This window comes from Stenotrophomonas sp. YJH_SMC_73, from assembly GCF_059370155.1.
In genome coordinates this window covers 183,311-197,824 of the sequence record NZ_JCAFTJ010000002.1, presented here as the reverse complement: position 1 = coordinate 197,824, position 14,514 = coordinate 183,311, and the positions used below count along the sequence as shown (strand labels likewise).

14 protein-coding genes are annotated in these 14,514 nt (G+C 66.2%); 8 read left to right on the top strand and 6 right to left on the bottom strand.

The genetic code is table 11. The features are described from left to right. Positions 1–32 precede the first annotated feature (32 nt). Together AC5P8R_RS04140 and AC5P8R_RS04135 are read left to right on the top strand one after the other, a co-directional pair. Positions 33–1,598, top strand: coding sequence for a POT-type proton-dependent oligopeptide transporter (locus tag AC5P8R_RS04140; RefSeq protein ID WP_134809087.1), 1,566 nt, complete (start codon positions 33–35; stop codon positions 1,596–1,598). A 7-nt stretch (positions 1,599–1,605) separates the two neighbouring features. Beyond that, positions 1,606–2,232 (top strand): rhomboid family intramembrane serine protease, encoded by a 627-nt coding sequence (locus tag AC5P8R_RS04135; protein ID WP_014647735.1) that lies wholly within the window; start codon positions 1,606–1,608, stop codon positions 2,230–2,232. Positions 2,233–2,275: 43 nt separating this feature from the next. Here AC5P8R_RS04135 and AC5P8R_RS04130 read toward each other — a convergent pair whose 3' ends face one another. Next, entirely contained in the window at positions 2,276–2,437 is a 162-nt protein-coding gene (locus AC5P8R_RS04130) for a hypothetical protein (RefSeq protein ID WP_014037806.1), read from the bottom strand. 208 nt (positions 2,438–2,645) lie between these two features. On the opposite strand from AC5P8R_RS04130, the gene AC5P8R_RS04125 reads away from it, so the two are divergent. From AC5P8R_RS04125 to cfa, 3 genes are read left to right on the top strand one after another with little or no spacing between them, the layout of a single operon-like run. Beyond that, entirely contained in the window at positions 2,646–2,948 is a 303-nt protein-coding gene (locus tag AC5P8R_RS04125) for a GNAT family N-acetyltransferase (protein WP_006455911.1), read from the top strand. 37 nt (positions 2,949–2,985) lie between these two features. After that, complete coding sequence (locus tag AC5P8R_RS04120) at positions 2,986–3,867, top strand: DUF3298 and DUF4163 domain-containing protein (RefSeq protein WP_046431642.1); 882 nt, start codon at positions 2,986–2,988, stop codon at positions 3,865–3,867. Positions 3,868–3,886: 19 nt separating this feature from the next. Further along, positions 3,887–5,002, top strand: coding sequence for a cyclopropane fatty acyl phospholipid synthase (gene cfa, locus AC5P8R_RS04115; RefSeq protein WP_142234973.1), 1,116 nt, complete (start codon positions 3,887–3,889; stop codon positions 5,000–5,002). A 151-nt stretch (positions 5,003–5,153) separates the two neighbouring features. Here cfa and AC5P8R_RS04110 read toward each other — a convergent pair whose 3' ends face one another. Beyond that, on the bottom strand, positions 5,154–7,322 hold the full coding sequence (locus tag AC5P8R_RS04110) for a M3 family metallopeptidase (RefSeq protein ID WP_495223017.1): 2,169 nt from the start codon (positions 7,320–7,322) through the stop codon (positions 5,154–5,156). A 130-nt stretch (positions 7,323–7,452) separates the two neighbouring features. On the opposite strand from AC5P8R_RS04110, the gene AC5P8R_RS04105 reads away from it, so the two are divergent. Beyond that, the gene (locus AC5P8R_RS04105) at positions 7,453–7,932 is read left to right on the top strand and encodes a glutathione peroxidase (protein ID WP_014647731.1); all 480 of its coding nucleotides are present in this window, start codon (positions 7,453–7,455) and stop codon (positions 7,930–7,932) included. 75 nt (positions 7,933–8,007) lie between these two features. On the opposite strand, the gene AC5P8R_RS04100 is transcribed toward AC5P8R_RS04105, so the two are convergent. The 4 genes from AC5P8R_RS04100 to AC5P8R_RS04085 all read right to left on the bottom strand — a co-directional run bounded on the left by AC5P8R_RS04100 (position 8,008) and on the right by AC5P8R_RS04085 (position 12,362). Next, positions 8,008–8,787 (bottom strand): ferredoxin--NADP reductase, encoded by a 780-nt coding sequence (locus tag AC5P8R_RS04100; RefSeq protein WP_014647730.1) that lies wholly within the window; start codon positions 8,785–8,787, stop codon positions 8,008–8,010. Between the two features lie 79 nt (positions 8,788–8,866). After that, positions 8,867–10,738 (bottom strand): ABC transporter ATP-binding protein, encoded by a 1,872-nt coding sequence (locus AC5P8R_RS04095; protein ID WP_478439613.1) that lies wholly within the window; start codon positions 10,736–10,738, stop codon positions 8,867–8,869. Positions 10,739–10,976: 238 nt separating this feature from the next. Continuing rightward, positions 10,977–11,429, bottom strand: coding sequence for a carboxymuconolactone decarboxylase family protein (locus tag AC5P8R_RS04090; RefSeq protein WP_046431628.1), 453 nt, complete (start codon positions 11,427–11,429; stop codon positions 10,977–10,979). Positions 11,430–11,465: 36 nt separating this feature from the next. Then, on the bottom strand, positions 11,466–12,362 hold the full coding sequence (locus AC5P8R_RS04085) for an RNA polymerase sigma-70 factor (protein WP_046431625.1): 897 nt from the start codon (positions 12,360–12,362) through the stop codon (positions 11,466–11,468). A 146-nt stretch (positions 12,363–12,508) separates the two neighbouring features. Between AC5P8R_RS04085 and AC5P8R_RS04080 the strand changes: the two genes are divergently transcribed. Together AC5P8R_RS04080 and AC5P8R_RS04075 are read left to right on the top strand one after the other, a co-directional pair. Continuing rightward, positions 12,509–14,026 (top strand): fumarate hydratase, encoded by a 1,518-nt coding sequence (locus AC5P8R_RS04080; protein WP_014647726.1) that lies wholly within the window; start codon positions 12,509–12,511, stop codon positions 14,024–14,026. Positions 14,027–14,151: 125 nt separating this feature from the next. Further along, on the top strand, positions 14,152–14,490 hold the full coding sequence (locus tag AC5P8R_RS04075) for a hypothetical protein (protein ID WP_495223016.1): 339 nt from the start codon (positions 14,152–14,154) through the stop codon (positions 14,488–14,490). Positions 14,491–14,514 lie beyond the last annotated feature (24 nt).

Below are 14,514 nucleotides of genomic sequence, written 5' to 3'. Positions count from 1 at the left end.
GCGCCTTTCGCTTTGCAGGAATGCCTTACAGGATGAGCCACGACGCAGTCGCCCCCATCGCCGGCCAGGGAAAGATGCCGCGCCAGATTCCGTACATCATCGGCAATGAGGCCTGCGAGCGGTTCAGTTTCTACGGGATGCGCAACATCCTGGTGCAGTTCCTGATCACCTCGCTGCTGCTGCAGGAAATCACTGCCGAAGGCCGTGCCGGTGAAGCCAAGGACATCATGCACAGCTTCATGATCGGCGTGTATTTCTTCCCGCTGCTCGGTGGCTGGCTGGCCGACCGGTTCTTCGGCAAGTACCACACCATCCTCTGGTTCAGCCTGGTCTACTGCGCCGGCCACCTGTGCCTGGCGCTGTTCGAGAACAGCCGCGAGGGCTTCTTCCTCGGCCTGGGCCTGATCGCGCTCGGTGCCGGCGGCATCAAGCCGCTGGTGGCCTCGTTCATGGGCGACCAGTTCGACCAGAGCAACAAGCACCTGGCCAAGATCGTCTTCGACGCCTTCTACTGGATCATCAACTTCGGCTCGCTGTTCGCCTCGCTGCTGATCCCGCTGGTGCTGAAGAACTGGGGCCCGCAGTGGGCGTTCGGCATCCCGGGCATCCTGATGTTCATCGCTACCTTCGTGTTCTGGCTGGGCCGCAGGCGCTACGTGCTGGTGCCGCTGCCGCCGAAGGACCCGCATTCGTTCGCCAACGTGGTGCGTACCGCGCTGACCACGCGCGTGGCTGGCCAGGGCCGTCCGGGCCTGGTGATCGCCGTGCTTGGCCTGGCGCTGGCGGTGGCCTCGTTCGGCCTGGTCGGTTCGCTGGGCATCGTGATCTGCCTGTGCCTGGCGCTGGTGGCCATCCTTGCCGGCATCGGTGGCGGCACCTGGCTGCAGCTGGACCGCGCCCGTGGCCAGCATCCGGCCGAAGCCGTGGAAGGCGTGCGCTCGGTACTGCGCGTGCTGGTGATCTTCGCGCTGACCACGCCGTTCTTCTCGCTGTTCGACCAGAAGGCCTCGACCTGGGTCCTGCAGGGCCAGCAGATGCAGATGCCAAGCTGGTTCACCGCCTCGCAGATGCAGGCGCTGAACCCGCTGCTGGTGATGATCCTGATTCCGTTCAACAACCTGGTGCTGTATCCGGCCCTGCGCCGCTTCGGCTTCGAACCGACCGCGCTGCGCCGCATGACCGCCGGCATCGCCTTCAGTGGCCTGGCCTGGATCGTGGTGGGTGGCATCCAGGTGGTGATGGACGGCGGCAACGCCATGTCGATCTTCTGGCAGATGCTGCCGTACGCGCTGCTGACCTTCGGTGAGGTGCTGGTCTCGGCCACCGGCCTGGAGTTCGCCTACAGCCAGGCACCGCAGGCGATGAAGGGCGTGGTGATGAGCTTCTGGAACCTGACCACCACCATCGGCAACCTGTGGGTGCTGCTGTCCAACGCAGCGGTGCGCAACGACACGGTCACCCACCAGATCGCGGGCACGGGCCTGAGCGAGGCGGCGTTCCTGATGTTCTTCTTCGCCGGCTTCGCCTTCGTCGCGGCGTTGGCCTTCGGTTGGTACGCGAAACGCTATCGTATGGTCGACAACTACCGTACCGCCTGAGCCTGACATGACCCCCGTCAATCTGCTGTTGATCGCCATCACCGCCATCCTGTCGTGGATGGCGTTCAACAACCGCAAGCTGGCCGACCGCCTGATCCTGTGGCCGCCGGCCATCGACCGTCACCGCCAGTACGACCGGCTGGTGACCTATGGCTTCATCCACGCCGACTGGTCGCACCTGATCTTCAACATGATCACCCTGTTCTTCTTCGGGGGATTCATCGAGAGCGTGATGGTGCAGCTGACCGGCAGCTACCTGACCTACCCGGCGTTCTACATCGGCGCGCTGCTGGTCTCGATCCTGCCCAGCTACCTGAAGAACCAGAAGAACCCGAACTACCTCAGCCTCGGGGCGTCCGGGGCGGTATCGGCGGTGCTGTTCGCCTTCATCCTGATCAAGCCGTGGTCGATCATCCTGGTGTTCTTCATCCCGGCACCGGCGATCATCTATGCCGCGTTCTACGTCGGCTACAGCATCTGGATGGACAGGCGCGGTGGCGACCGCATCAACCACAGCGCGCACCTGGCAGGTGCGGCGTTTGGCGTGATCTTCATGCTGGCCATGCAGCCGAGCATCTTCACCCACTTCCTGCGCGAACTCTCCAACCCGACCTTCCGCCTCGGCGGCGGTTGATGCGGGTAGCGGGGCGGATCGGGTCCGATCCGCCCCGGCCGGGTCAGGCTGCGGTCTGCTGGCCGTAGGTATCCAGCAGGCGGGCGAACACTTCCTCGCCGATGCGCTGGAAATCCTGATCCTCGGTCTGCCCTTCCACCGCCAGTTGCAGCAGGCCCTCCAGCAGGGCGCGGTCGGTATCGGAATGGGAATTGCTGGCGTGCATGGGAGCCTCCACGGTGGTGCGCATGGTCAACGGTCGCAAGGGTCGTGCCAGCCTGGCCGTACCCCTCCATAGGCGATAGCGGCCGGCCCGCCTCCAGCTTGAGGGCGAAAACTGACGTGAATGGACTGGACTTGCCCCTGTTCAGGCTTCACGCGATCATGGCGCCCGGCTGCGCACCATCCACGCAGTCGCCGCAGGAGACAGTTCCATGGCTTCGGTCACGCCCCCCGGTCTGGCCTATGAGGTCGAGCACGACCTGGCCAACCACCGCTTCACCGCACGTGTGCGCGGACAGCTGGCGGTGCTCGATTACCAGATCAAGCGCAGGCGCATGGTCATCACCCATACCGAGGTGCCCGAGCCGATCGCCGGCCGTGGCATCGCCGGTGAGCTGACCCGCGTGGCACTGCGTTTCGCGCGCGAGCAGAAATACAAGGTGGTGCCGGCATGTTCCTACGCCGAAGCCTTCCTGCAGCGCCACGAGGAGTACCACGACCTGCTCGTTGGCTGAACGCCAGCGGGTCACGCTTCAGCCATGGCAGGCGATGATGTACAAACATGAACAGGGGATCCCGATGAAGATTGGAAACAACCGGCCACTGCGCGGCAGCGTGTTGGCCGGCGTGGTGGGCGTGCTGTTGCTGGCCGGTTGCCAGCGTGAAAGCGAGCCGGCACCGGCGACCGACGCGGCGCCCGCCGCCGAGGCGACGGCCGCGGGCGAAACGCCGGCCACGGAAGCGCCGCTGGACCTGCGCGACGTGATCGAGAACAACGAGCGCGAAGTGGTGGGCATCAGCTACCCGGCCGGTATCGACCGTTATCCGGGCCTGGCCCGCGCGCTGCAGAGCTATGCCACGAGTGCGCGCAGCGACCTGCAGCAGGCGCTGGACGGGCTGGGCAACGACAAGCCGACCATGCCCTACGAGCTGTCGCTGAGCTTCGAGAAGCTGCTTGAAACCCCGCAGCTGGTGGTGGTCAGTGCCGACGGCAGCCGCTACACGGGTGGCGCCCACGGCGAACCGCTGGTGGCGCGCTTCGTGTGGCTGCCGCAGCAGCAGCAGATGCTCAGCGCCGAAAAGCTTGTGGCCGATGCCAAGGGCTGGAAGGCGATCAGCGATTTCGTCGCCGACCAGTTGCGCGAACGCGTGGCCACCCGCCTCAGTGGCGAGGACATGGACCCGGCCCAGCTGCAGGAATCGCTGCGCAACGCATCGCGCATGATCGCCGACGGAACCGGCCCGCAGGCCGACAATTTCAGCCAGTTCCAGCCACTGACCGACGACAAGGGGCAGATCACCGCGCTGCGCTTTGTTTTCCCGCCGTACCAGGTGGGTCCATACTCGGACGGCACCCAGACCGCCGATGTACCGGCGGCGGTGCTGTTGCCGCACGTGGCCAAGGACTACGTGGAGCTGTTCGCACGCGGTTGACCGCAGTCGAGGAGGTGGCGTGGATACAGGGTTGCAGGAGCGGGTCGCCGGCCTGCTCCATGAAGCCGGGGTCCGCATCGGCGGCACCCAGCCACAGGACATCCAGGTGCATGACCCGCGCTTTTTCGCGCGGGTCATGGGCCACGGCTCGCTCGGCCTGGGCGAGAGCTACATGGAGGGGTGGTGGGATGCCAACGTCCTGGATGAATTCCTCGTCCACCTGATGCAGGCGCACCTGGATGAACGGGTGCACGGCTGGCGCGAAGTGGCAGACGCGCTGAAGGCCCGCCTGTTCAACCTGCAGGCGGGGCAGGGCAGTTACGAAGTCGGTCGCCGCCATTACGACCTCGGCAATGATCTCTACCAGGCCATGCTCGGCCAGCGCCTGGTCTACAGCTGTGGCTATTGGCGCAACGCCGACGACCTCGACGCCGCACAGGAGGCCAAGCTCGACCTGGTCTGCCGCAAGCTGGGCCTGCGCCCGGGCCAGCGCGTGCTGGACATTGGCTGCGGATGGGGCGAAGCCCTGAAGTTCGCCGCCGAGCGCTACGGTGTCAGCGGCGTCGGCGTGACCATATCGCAGGAGCAGGCCGAGTTCGCGCGGCAGTTGTGCGCTGGCCTGCCGATCGAGATCCGCCTGCAGGATTACCGTGAACTGGACGAACCGTTCGATGCGATCTTCTCGATCGGCATGTTCGAGCACGTCGGTGACAAGAACTACGCCAGTTTCTTCGAAGTGGCCAAGCGCTGCCTGTCGCCACGTGGCCTGCTGCTGTTGCATACCATCGGCACCAACGTCTCACGGCATCGTACCGATCCATGGATTGCACGCTACATCTTCCCCAACTCGATGCTGCCGTCGGCGGTGCAGATCACCAAGGCGTTCGAAGGCCGCTTCGTACTGGAAGACTGGCACAACTTCGGCACCGACTACGACCTGACCCTGCAGGCCTGGCGGCGCAACGTAGAGGCGGCGTGGCCACGGCTGGATGCGCGCTATGACGAGCACTTCCGCCGCATGTGGCGCTTCTACCTCGCCGGGTCGATGGCCACCTTCCGCTGCCGCCATGCGCAGCTGTGGCAGCTGGTGCTGTCGCCGGAAGGCGTGCCGGGTGGGTACGTGGCGCCGCGTTGATGGCGTGGCTGGGGTCGGGGCCCTTTCCGTCGGAAAGGGATCCGACCCCGGGGTCAGATCCCTTTTCGCAGAAGAGGGCTCTGACCCCGACCACAACAAAAAACCGCCCGGTCTCCCGGGCGGTTTCCGTTTCAGGCCGGTACGCGGGCGATCAGTTGCCGGCGCCGGTCAGGCCACGCTTTTCCAGCAGCGGTTCGATCTGCGGCTCGTGGCCGGCGAAATCGCGGAACAGCTGCATCGCGTCGACGCTGCCGCCCTTGGACAGCAGAGTGGCGCGGAAGTGGTCGCCGTTCTTGCGGCTCAGGCCGCCGTTGTCCTTGAACCACTTCTGGGTGTTGGCGTCGAGCACTTCCGACCAGATGTAGGCGTAGTAGCCGGCCGAGTAGCCGCCCATGATGTGGCTGAAGTACGGGGTCTTGTAGCGCGGCGGAACCGGCGCGTAGTAGATGCCGTCCTTCTCCAGCGCGGCGTGCTCGAAGGCCATCACGTCCTTGGCCGCCGGCACCTGGTCCGGGCCGATCTGGTGCCAGTTCTGGTCCAGCATCGCCGCCCCCAGGTATTCGGTGGTGGCAAAGCCCTGGTTGAACTTCGATGCGGCAATCACCTTGTCCAGCAGGGCCTGCGGCATCGCCGAACCATTCTGGTAGTGCTTGGCGTAGTTCTTCAGGATGACCGGGTTGTCGGCCCACATCTCGTTGACCTGCGAGGGGAACTCGACGAAGTCGCGCGGCACCGAGGTGCCCGAGAAGTACGGATACTTCACGTTGGAGAACATGCCGTGCAGGGCGTGGCCGAACTCGTGGAAGGTGGTGTTCACCTCATCCCAGGTCAGCAGGGTCGGCTGGCCGGCCGGCGGCTTCGGGATGTTCAGGTGATTGGCGACCACCGGCTTGAAGCCGGTCAGCTTGGACTGCGAGACGTAGGAGTTCATCCACGCACCGCCACGCTTGGAGGCGCGTGCATACGGATCGAAGATGAAGATCGCCAGCTGGCTGCCATCGGCGTCGAACACGTCGTAGACGGTGACGTCATCGTGGTAGACCGGCAGGTCGGTGCGCTGCTTGAAGGTCAAGCCGAATTCCTGGCCGGCGGCGTAGAAGACGCCGTTCTCCAGCACGTTCTTCAGTTCGAAGTATGGCTTCAGCTGCGACTCGTCGAAGTTGTACTTGGCCTGGCGCACCTTCTCGCTGTAGAAGGCCCAGTCCCACGGTTCCAGCTGGAAGGTCGGCTTGCGCGCGGCCTTCTGCTCCTTGTCGATCATCGCCTGCAGGTCGGCGGCTTCGCGCTTGGCATTGGCCACCGCGGCCGGAGCCAGCTTGCCGAGCATCGCGTTGACCGCTTCGGGGGTCTTGGCGGTCTGGTTGGTCAGGTTGTAGGCGGCGAAGTTCGGGAAGCCCATCAGCTTGGCCTTGTCGGCACGCAGCTGCATGATGCGCGAGACCAGCGCGGTGTTGTCGAACTCACCGCCGCGGCTGCCGCGGGTGGTCGAGGCTTCGTAGATCTTCTGGCGCAGGGCGCGGTTGGCCAGGTTGGTCAGCGGCGGCTGGCCGGTGGTGTTGAGCAGGGTGATCACGTACTTGCCTTCCAGGCCACGCGCCTTGGCGGCTTCGGCGGCGGCGGCGATCTGCTCCTTGGACAGGCCAGCCAGCTCCTTGACGTCGTCGACGGTGATCGCCGAAGCGTTCACTTCCGACTGCACGTTCTGGCTGAACTTGGTGCCCAGATTGGCCAGTTCGGCATTCATGTCCTTCAGCGTGGCCTTGTCGGCCTCGGACAGCTTGGCGCCGGCGCGCACGTAATTGTCGTAGTACTTCTCGACCAGGCGCACGCCTTCGGCGTCCAGGCCCAGCTGGCTGCGGGTGTCGTACAGCGCCTGGATGCGGGCGAACAGCTTGCCGTTCAGCGCGATCGCATCGCTGTGCGCGGCAAACTTCGCCGAGTAGTCGGCCTGCAGCTTCTTGCGGGTGTCGTTGGTATCGGCGCCGACCAGGCTGAAGAACACGGTGGTCGCACGGTCGAGGATGTCACCGCTCTTTTCCAGCGCGATGATGGTGTTGTCGAAGGTCGGCTTGGCCTTGTTGTTGGCGATCGCCTCCACTTCCTTCAGCTGCTGCGCCATGCCGGCGTCGAAGGCCGGGGCGAAGTCGCTGTCCTTGATCTTGTCGAACTGCGGGAAGTGCAGCGGCAGCGGGCTTTCGGCGAAGAACGGGTTGGCCTGCTGGGCATTGGTGCTGGCAGCCGGGGTGGCGGCGCCGGCCGAGAAGGCGGGCAGGGCAAGGCCGAGGGACATGGCCACGGCAAGGGCAAGTCGAGTGGTCAAGGTAGAAGCTCCGGTAAGGCAAACAAGGGCCCGAGGGTAACCCGGCCGGCGGCGACTGCACTTGTGTCAAAAGGCATGTTGCCGGGGCCGGGCGCGGGTACCATGCGTTCACCGCCCACGGCCCGCTGCCATGACCACTGCCTACGATTTCAGCTTCCGTGACCTCGACGGCCAGCCGCAGGCGCTGGCCCGGTACCAGGGCCACCCGTTGCTGCTGGTGAACGTCGCCAGCCGCTGTGGCTTCACCCCGCAGTACACCGGGCTGGAGCAGCTGTGGCAGGACTACCGCGAGCGCGGCCTGGTGGTGATCGGCTTCCCGTGCAACCAGTTTGGCGCGCAGGAGCCCGGTGATGCCGCGCAGATCCGCCAGTTCTGTTCGCTGGACTATCCGGTCAGCTTCCCGCTGTCGGAAAAGATCGAGGTCAACGGCGAGGGGGCCGACCCGCTCTGGAGGTGGCTCGCGCGGGAGAAGCGCGGCGTGCTCGGCAGTGCCCGCATCAAGTGGAATTTCAGCAAGTTCCTGGTCGATCGCCAGGGGCGGGTGGTGTCGCGGCATGCGCCCACCACCCGGCCGGAGCAGCTGCGCGGCGAGATCGAAGCGCTGCTGTGAGGTCGTGCCGGCCGCTGGCCGGCAACCCCGTGGGCCAGGAAGAGCCGGCCAGCGGCCGGCACTACCGTTGCAGCATCATTTCTCGACGAACGCGCGCTCGAACACGTAGTGGCCCGGCTGGCCGATGCGCGGCGAAACCTGGAAACCACGGGCATCGAGCACAGCACGCAGGTCGGCCAGCATCTGCGGGCTGCCGCAGATCATCGCGCGGTCGTTTTCCGGGCTCAGCTCCGGCAGGCCGAGGGTGCGCTGCATCTGGCCGCTTTCCATCAGCGAGGTCAGGCGGCCCTGGTTGGCGAACGGCTCGCGGGTGACGGCCGGGTAGTACAGCAGCTTGTCGCCGATCATCTCGCCCAGGAACTCGTGCTCACGCAGCTCCCTCTCGAAGTAATCGCGGTAGGCCAGATCCTTTTCGTAGCGCACGCCGTGGCAGAGGATCACCTTCTCGAAGCGCTCGTAGGTCTCCGGGTCCTTGATGACCGACAGCCACGGCGCCATGCCGGTGCCCGTGCCCAGCAGGTACAGGTTCTTGCCCGGGTGCAGGTCGCTGATCAGCAGGGTGCCGGTGGGCTTCTTGCCGACCAGCACCTTGTCGCCCGGCTTGATGTGCTGCAGGCGCGAGGTCAGCGGGCCGTCCTGCACCTTGATGCTGAAGAACTCCAGATGCTCTTCCCAGTTGGCGCTGGCGATGGAGTACGCACGCAGCAGCGGCCGCGCCTCGGTTTCCAGGCCGATCATCACGAACTGGCCGTTCTCGAAGCGGAAGCCGCTGTCGCGGGTGGTGGTGAAACTGAAGTAGGCGTCGGTCCAGTGACGGACCTCAAGCACCGTTTCGGCGCCAAAAGCGGAGGACATGGGCGTATCTATCAAAAGTCGTCGGGGGAATTCTATCTCAAATGAGACGGGTTCTCATTGGGCGGAACGAGAGGCGTTCTCAGCGGTAACCCGCCGCCTGCAGCTCGAACAGCTCGGCATAGCGGCCGCCCTGTGCCATCAGCTGGGCGTGGGTGCCACTGGCCTCGATCCGGCCATCGGCCAGCACCAGGATGCGATCGGCCATGCGGACCGAGGAAAAACGGTGGGAAATCAATACGGCGGTGCGATTATCCGCCAGTTCCCTGAACCGCTGGAACACCTCGAACTCACTGCGCGCATCCAGTGCTGCCGTTGGCTCATCCAGGATCATCACCTGCGCATTGCGCATCCATGCGCGGGCAATGGCGATCTTCTGCCACTGGCCACCGGACAGGTCCACGCCCTGCTTGAAACGGCGGCCGATCAGCTGGTCGTAGCCACCGGGCAGCTCCTCGATCACTTCCTCGGCCATGCCGCGGCGCGCGGCGTCGGCGATGCGCGCCCGGTCGTCCATGGCCTCGACCTGGCCGACGCCGATGTTCTCGCCGGCGCTGAGGTTGTAGCGCACGAAGTCCTGGAAGATCACCCCGAGGTTGGCGCGCAGGTCGTCCAGGTCGTAGTCGCGCAGGTCGCGGCCATCGAGCAGGATACGGCCCTCGTCCGGTTCGTACAGGCGTGCCAGCAGCTTCACCAGGGTGGTCTTGCCGGCGCCGTTCTCGCCGACCAGGGCCAGCACTTCGCCGGCCTGCAGCTGGAAATCGAGGTGGCGCACCGCCCACTGTTCGGCATCGGGATAGCGGAAACCGACGTTCTCGAACACGAAGCCCTGGCGGATCGGCTGCGGCACGCGTACGGCGCCTTCGCGCGAGTGGATTTCCGGTTCGATCTGGAAGAACGAGAACAGGTCATCCAGGTACAGCGCCTGGCTGGCCACCTGCGAGAAGCCGATCAGCAGGCCTTCCAGCAGCTGGCGCAGGCGCAGGAAGCTGCCGGCAAGGAAGGTCAGGTCGCCGATCGAGAAATCGCCGCGCACCGTGCGCCAGGCGATGTAGGCGTAGGCGGTGTAGTAGCCCAGCGTACCCAGCGCAGCCAGCAGCGTGCCCCAGAACGCCCGGCGCCGTGCCAGGGCACGGTTGGCCTGGAACAGCGCCACCGACAGGCGCCGATAGCGCTCGACCAGGAAGCGGTGCAGGTTGTAGATCTTCACTTCCTTGGCCGTTTCCACGCTGGCACCGAGCTGGCGCAGGTAGTCGAGCTGGCGGCGCTCGGGCGTCCATTGGAAGTTGAGGCTGTAACCGGCCGCGTTGAAGTGCGATTCGCCGATGAAGGCCGGCACCAGTGCCAGCGCAAGCAGCAGGATCAGCCACGGCGCGTAGACCAGCAGGCCGACGGCGAGGCTGGCCACGGTGATCGCGTCCTGCACCTGGCCGAACAGCTGGCTCATCAGGTTCATCCGGCCCATGGTCTGGCGCCTCGCGCGGTCCAGCTTGTCCTGCAGGTCCGGGTCCTCGAAGTCCTCCAGATCCAGCGTCGCCGCGTGTTCCATCAGCCGGATGCTGGTGACGTTGGCGAACAGTTCCGACAGCAGCGCGTCGGCATAGCTGACCAGCCGGCCGAGCAGGTCCGAGGCGATGGCCAGGCCGAATTCCAGCGCCAGCAGGCCCAGCAGCGGATTGAGCATGCCGCTGGACAGCGCCTCGCCCAGCGGCGGGAAACCGGCGTCGTGCTGGCTCAGGTGCAGGGCGCTGTCGATGATCAGCTTGCCGACGTACAGCATCGCCACCGGCAGCAGCGCACGGATCAGACGCAGCCCCAGGCTGGCCAGGGTGAGCGCGGGGCTGGTCTGCCAGACCATGCGCAGGAACGGCGGCAGGTTGCGCATCGCCTTGAAGCGCTGGCGCAGGCTGGGTTTCTTCGCGGCGGCAGCGCCAACGGGGGGGATGGCAGGCATGCGCGTATTGTGCGCGCGTGATACGTGCAGGGGGAGTCAGTGCAGCCGTGTTGCCGGCACCGGGGTCAGATCCCTTTGCGCGGCAAAGGGCTCTGACCCCAGCGACCACAGCGGGTCAGAGCCCTTCGCGAAGCGAAGGGATCCGACCCTCCCGTATCCACGCGTAGCGTGGATCTACCGTGCCGACCAAGGTCGACACCTACCAGCAGCACCGATGAACTGTCGAAGGCGGGGTGGGTCAGGCCGGCAGCGGCGGCAGCAACCCCGCACCGAGGCGGTTCCAGGCATTGATCACCGCGATGCCCATGCTCAGGTCACTGATGCCCTTCTCATCGAAGTGCGGTGCCAGGGCATCGAACGCGGCCTGCGACGGCGCGCCGTCGGTCAGCCGGGTCAGCGCCTCGGCCCAGCCCAGTGCCGCGCGCTCGCGTGCATCGAAGAAGCGGCTTTCGTGCCAGGCGGGCAGGGTGTCCAGCTTGCGCGGCTCGATGCCGCCCTTGCGCAGCGCGGTGCCGTGCATGTCCATGCAGTAGCCGCAGCCGTTGAGCTGCGACACGCGCAGGAACACCAGTTCCATCAGGGTCGGATCGATCGAGCTGTCATGCACGGCCTGGCTGGTGGCCAGCAGGCCCTTGAAGGCCTCGGCGGCCAGGCGGGTGTAGGGGACGCGGGGAGAGGCGTGGTCGGACATTTTCGGCTCCACGGCGGCCACGGTGGCCGCCTTTCACTACCAGGACGCCGTACCGTCATCGCGCGTGACAACACCCGGCAGCTTTTCCGGATTCAACACGCTGTACACGTTGGCGATGCGGCCATCGACCACCTCGATGGTGGTGACCGAGTGCAAGCGATCACCGACAAAGCGAAGGATCGCCGGCTCGCCGTTGACGTAGCCCAGCTGGGCGGGATGCACCGCGCCGCGGCGGGCGATGGCCCAGAACAGGCGGCCGATGCGTTCGGCGCCCAGCAGCGGCCGCACCGCCGCAGTGACCACGCCACCGCCGTCGGAAACCAGCACCGCGTTGGCGTGCAGCAGGGCCTGGATCGCGTCGCTGTCGCCGCGCTGCGAGGCCTCCATGAAGCGCGCCAGCAGCTGCCGGTGCTGGCTGGCATCGGCATTGAAGCGCGGTCGTCCGGCCTGCAGGCGTTGCCGGGCACGGTGCACCAGCTGCCGGCAGTTGGCCTCGCTGTGGCCGATCAGCTCGGCGATCTCACGGTAGTCGTGGTCGAACGCCTCCTTCAGCAGGAAGGCGGCGCGTTCCTCCGGGCCGAGCTGTTCGAGCAGGGTCAGGAAAGCGACCGAGACGTCGTCGGCCAGCGCATGCAGCTGGGCCGGACCGGGCGCCGGGTCCGGCTCCAGGGTGACCGCCAGCGGTTCGGCCAGCCATGGGCCGACGTAGTGGACGCGCTCGCGCTTGGCCGCACGCAGCCGGTCCAGGCCGAGCCGGGTGGTGGTGGTGACCAGCCAGGCCTCGGCATCGCGGACGGCCGCAGGATCGGCGCCGGACCAGCGCAGCCAGGCGTCCTGGACCACGTCTTCGGCGTCGGTGCGGCTGCCGAGCAGGCGGTAGGCCAGCGCCATCAGGCGCGGGCGGTGGGTCTGGAAAGCGGTTTCGGCGTTCATGTGGGCAAGGACGCCGCAGTGGCGCGTGGCGTGACAGAGCGTCGGGGGAATCTTGCCGGCCAGCGGCCGGCACTACCACCCCGGGGCCGGGGGAGGGGGTAAAATGGGTGGATTACCCCCGCCAGCCTCGAGCAAGCGAGCAAGACGTGACATCGATCAAGCAGGAAGACCTCATCCAGTCCATCGCCGACGCGCTGCAGTACATCTCGTACTACCACCCGGTCGACTACATCAAGAACCTTGCCGCCGCCTACGAGCGCGAGGAGTCGCCGGCCGCGAAGGAAGCGATGGCGCAGATCCTGATCAATTCGCGCATGTGCGCCGAGGGCCACCGCCCGATCTGCCAGGACACCGGCATCGTCACCGTGTTCCTGGAAATCGGCATGGACGTGCGTTGGGATGACGCCACCATGGGCGTGGAAGACATGGCCAATGAAGGCGTGCGCCGCGCCTACATGCACCCGGACAACAAGCTGCGCGCCTCGGTGCTGGCCGATCCGGCCGGCAAGCGCATCAACACCAGGGACAACACCCCGGGCGTGGTCAACGTCAAGGTGGTGCCGGGCAACAAAGTCGACGTGATCGTCGCCGCCAAGGGCGGTGGTTCGGAAGCGAAGACCAAGTTCGCCATGCTCAATCCGTCCGACTCGATTGTCGACTGGGTGCTGAAGACCGTGCCGACCATGGGCGCCGGCTGGTGCCCGCCGGGCATGCTGGGCATCGGCATCGGTGGCACCGCCGAGAAGGCGATGCTGCTGGCCAAGGAAGCGCTGATGGAGCCGATCGACATCACCGAGCTGCAGGCCCGTGGTGCGTCCAACCGCATCGAGGAGCTGCGCCTGGAGCTGTACGAGAAGGTCAACGCGCTGGGCATCGGTGCGCAGGGCCTGGGTGGCCTGACCACCGTGCTCGACATCAAGATCAACGACTACCCGACCCACGCGGCCAACCTGCCGGTGGCGATGATCCCGAACTGCGCGGCAACCCGCCATGCGCACTTCACCCTGGATGGCAGCGGCCCGGTGATGCTGGACCCGCCGTCGCTGGAAGACTGGCCGAAGCTGACCTACGACGCATCCAAGGGCACCCGGGTGGACCTGGATACGATTACCCCGGAAGACGTGGCCAGCTGGAAGCCGGGCCAGACCCTGCTGCTCAACGGCAAGCTGCTCACCGGCCGCGACGCCGCGCACAAGCGCATGGTCGACATGCTCAACAAGGGCGAGCAGCTGCCGGTCGATCTGAAGGGCCGCTTCATCTACTACGTCGGCCCGGTCGATCCGGTGCGTGACGAAGTGGTGGGCCCGGCCGGCCCGACCACGGCGACCCGCATGGACAAGTTCACCGAGCAGGTGCTGGCACAGACCGGCCTGCTGGGCATGGTCGGCAAGGCCGAGCGCGGCCCGGCCGCGATCGAGGCGATCAAGAAGCACAAGTCGGCCTACCTGATGGCCGTCGGTGGCTCGGCCTACCTGGTGTCCAAGGCGATCAAGGCGGCCAAGGTGGTCGGTTTCGCTGACCTGGGCATGGAGGCGATCTACGAGTTCACCGTGCAGGACATGCCAGTGACCGTGGCCGTCGACTCCGCCGGCGAATCGGTGCACAAGACCGGCCCGCGCGAGTGGCAGGCCCGCATCGGCAAGATTCCGGTGGTGGTGGAGTAATTCCCGCACGCTTCGGTCCGGACAACGGCGCCCCTGTGGCGCCGTTGCTGTATCTGGAGGCAGGATTAACACGCCTGTAGCCCTGGCTCTGCTACGGTCGGCACACCCTCGCACAGGACGTGTCCATGGCCCTGCATCGCTTCATCGTGGCCGGCGTGCTGCTGGCCCTGGCCGGCTGCAGCACCCCGGCGACGTACGAAGGCGCGGATTTCCCTGCATCGGCGCAATGCCGCATGCAGTGCCAGGCCGGCTATCGCAGCTGCATGGCGCAGAATGACTCTCTCGGCAGCCGCCAGAGCAATTGCGAGCAGCGGATGGTGCCGGCGCCGGACAAGCGCTGCAAGGACGTGGACAACCCGGACCTGCGCCGTGCCTGCGAACTGAAGACGCATGACTGCACGCTGCGCGCGCCGATGATGTCCTGTGGCGAGCGCCGGGATTCCTGCATGAGCAGCTGCGGCTGAGCGACGGCTCCCGCACGGGCGCAT

What these genes read in the sequence shown, in the direction of transcription:
- AC5P8R_RS04125 (WP_006455911.1), top strand. Translation starts at nt 2,646, where the DNA reads ATGGCTTCGGTCACGCCCCCCGGTCTGGCCTATGAGGTCGAGCACGAC.
- AC5P8R_RS04090 (WP_046431628.1), bottom strand. Translation starts at nt 11,429, where the DNA reads ATGTCCGACCACGCCTCTCCCCGCGTCCCCTACACCCGCCTGGCCGCC.
- AC5P8R_RS04095 (WP_478439613.1), bottom strand. Translation starts at nt 10,738, where the DNA reads ATGCCTGCCATCCCCCCCGTTGGCGCTGCCGCCGCGAAGAAACCCAGC.
- AC5P8R_RS04140 (WP_134809087.1), top strand. Translation starts at nt 33, where the DNA reads ATGAGCCACGACGCAGTCGCCCCCATCGCCGGCCAGGGAAAGATGCCG.
- AC5P8R_RS04135 (WP_014647735.1), top strand. Translation starts at nt 1,606, where the DNA reads ATGACCCCCGTCAATCTGCTGTTGATCGCCATCACCGCCATCCTGTCG.
- AC5P8R_RS04105 (WP_014647731.1), top strand. Translation starts at nt 7,453, where the DNA reads ATGACCACTGCCTACGATTTCAGCTTCCGTGACCTCGACGGCCAGCCG.
- AC5P8R_RS04085 (WP_046431625.1), bottom strand. Translation starts at nt 12,362, where the DNA reads ATGAACGCCGAAACCGCTTTCCAGACCCACCGCCCGCGCCTGATGGCG.
- AC5P8R_RS04130 (WP_014037806.1), bottom strand. Translation starts at nt 2,437, where the DNA reads ATGCACGCCAGCAATTCCCATTCCGATACCGACCGCGCCCTGCTGGAG.
- AC5P8R_RS04100 (WP_014647730.1), bottom strand. Translation starts at nt 8,787, where the DNA reads ATGTCCTCCGCTTTTGGCGCCGAAACGGTGCTTGAGGTCCGTCACTGG.
- AC5P8R_RS04075 (WP_495223016.1), top strand. Translation starts at nt 14,152, where the DNA reads ATGGCCCTGCATCGCTTCATCGTGGCCGGCGTGCTGCTGGCCCTGGCC.
- AC5P8R_RS04120 (WP_046431642.1), top strand. Translation starts at nt 2,986, where the DNA reads ATGTACAAACATGAACAGGGGATCCCGATGAAGATTGGAAACAACCGG.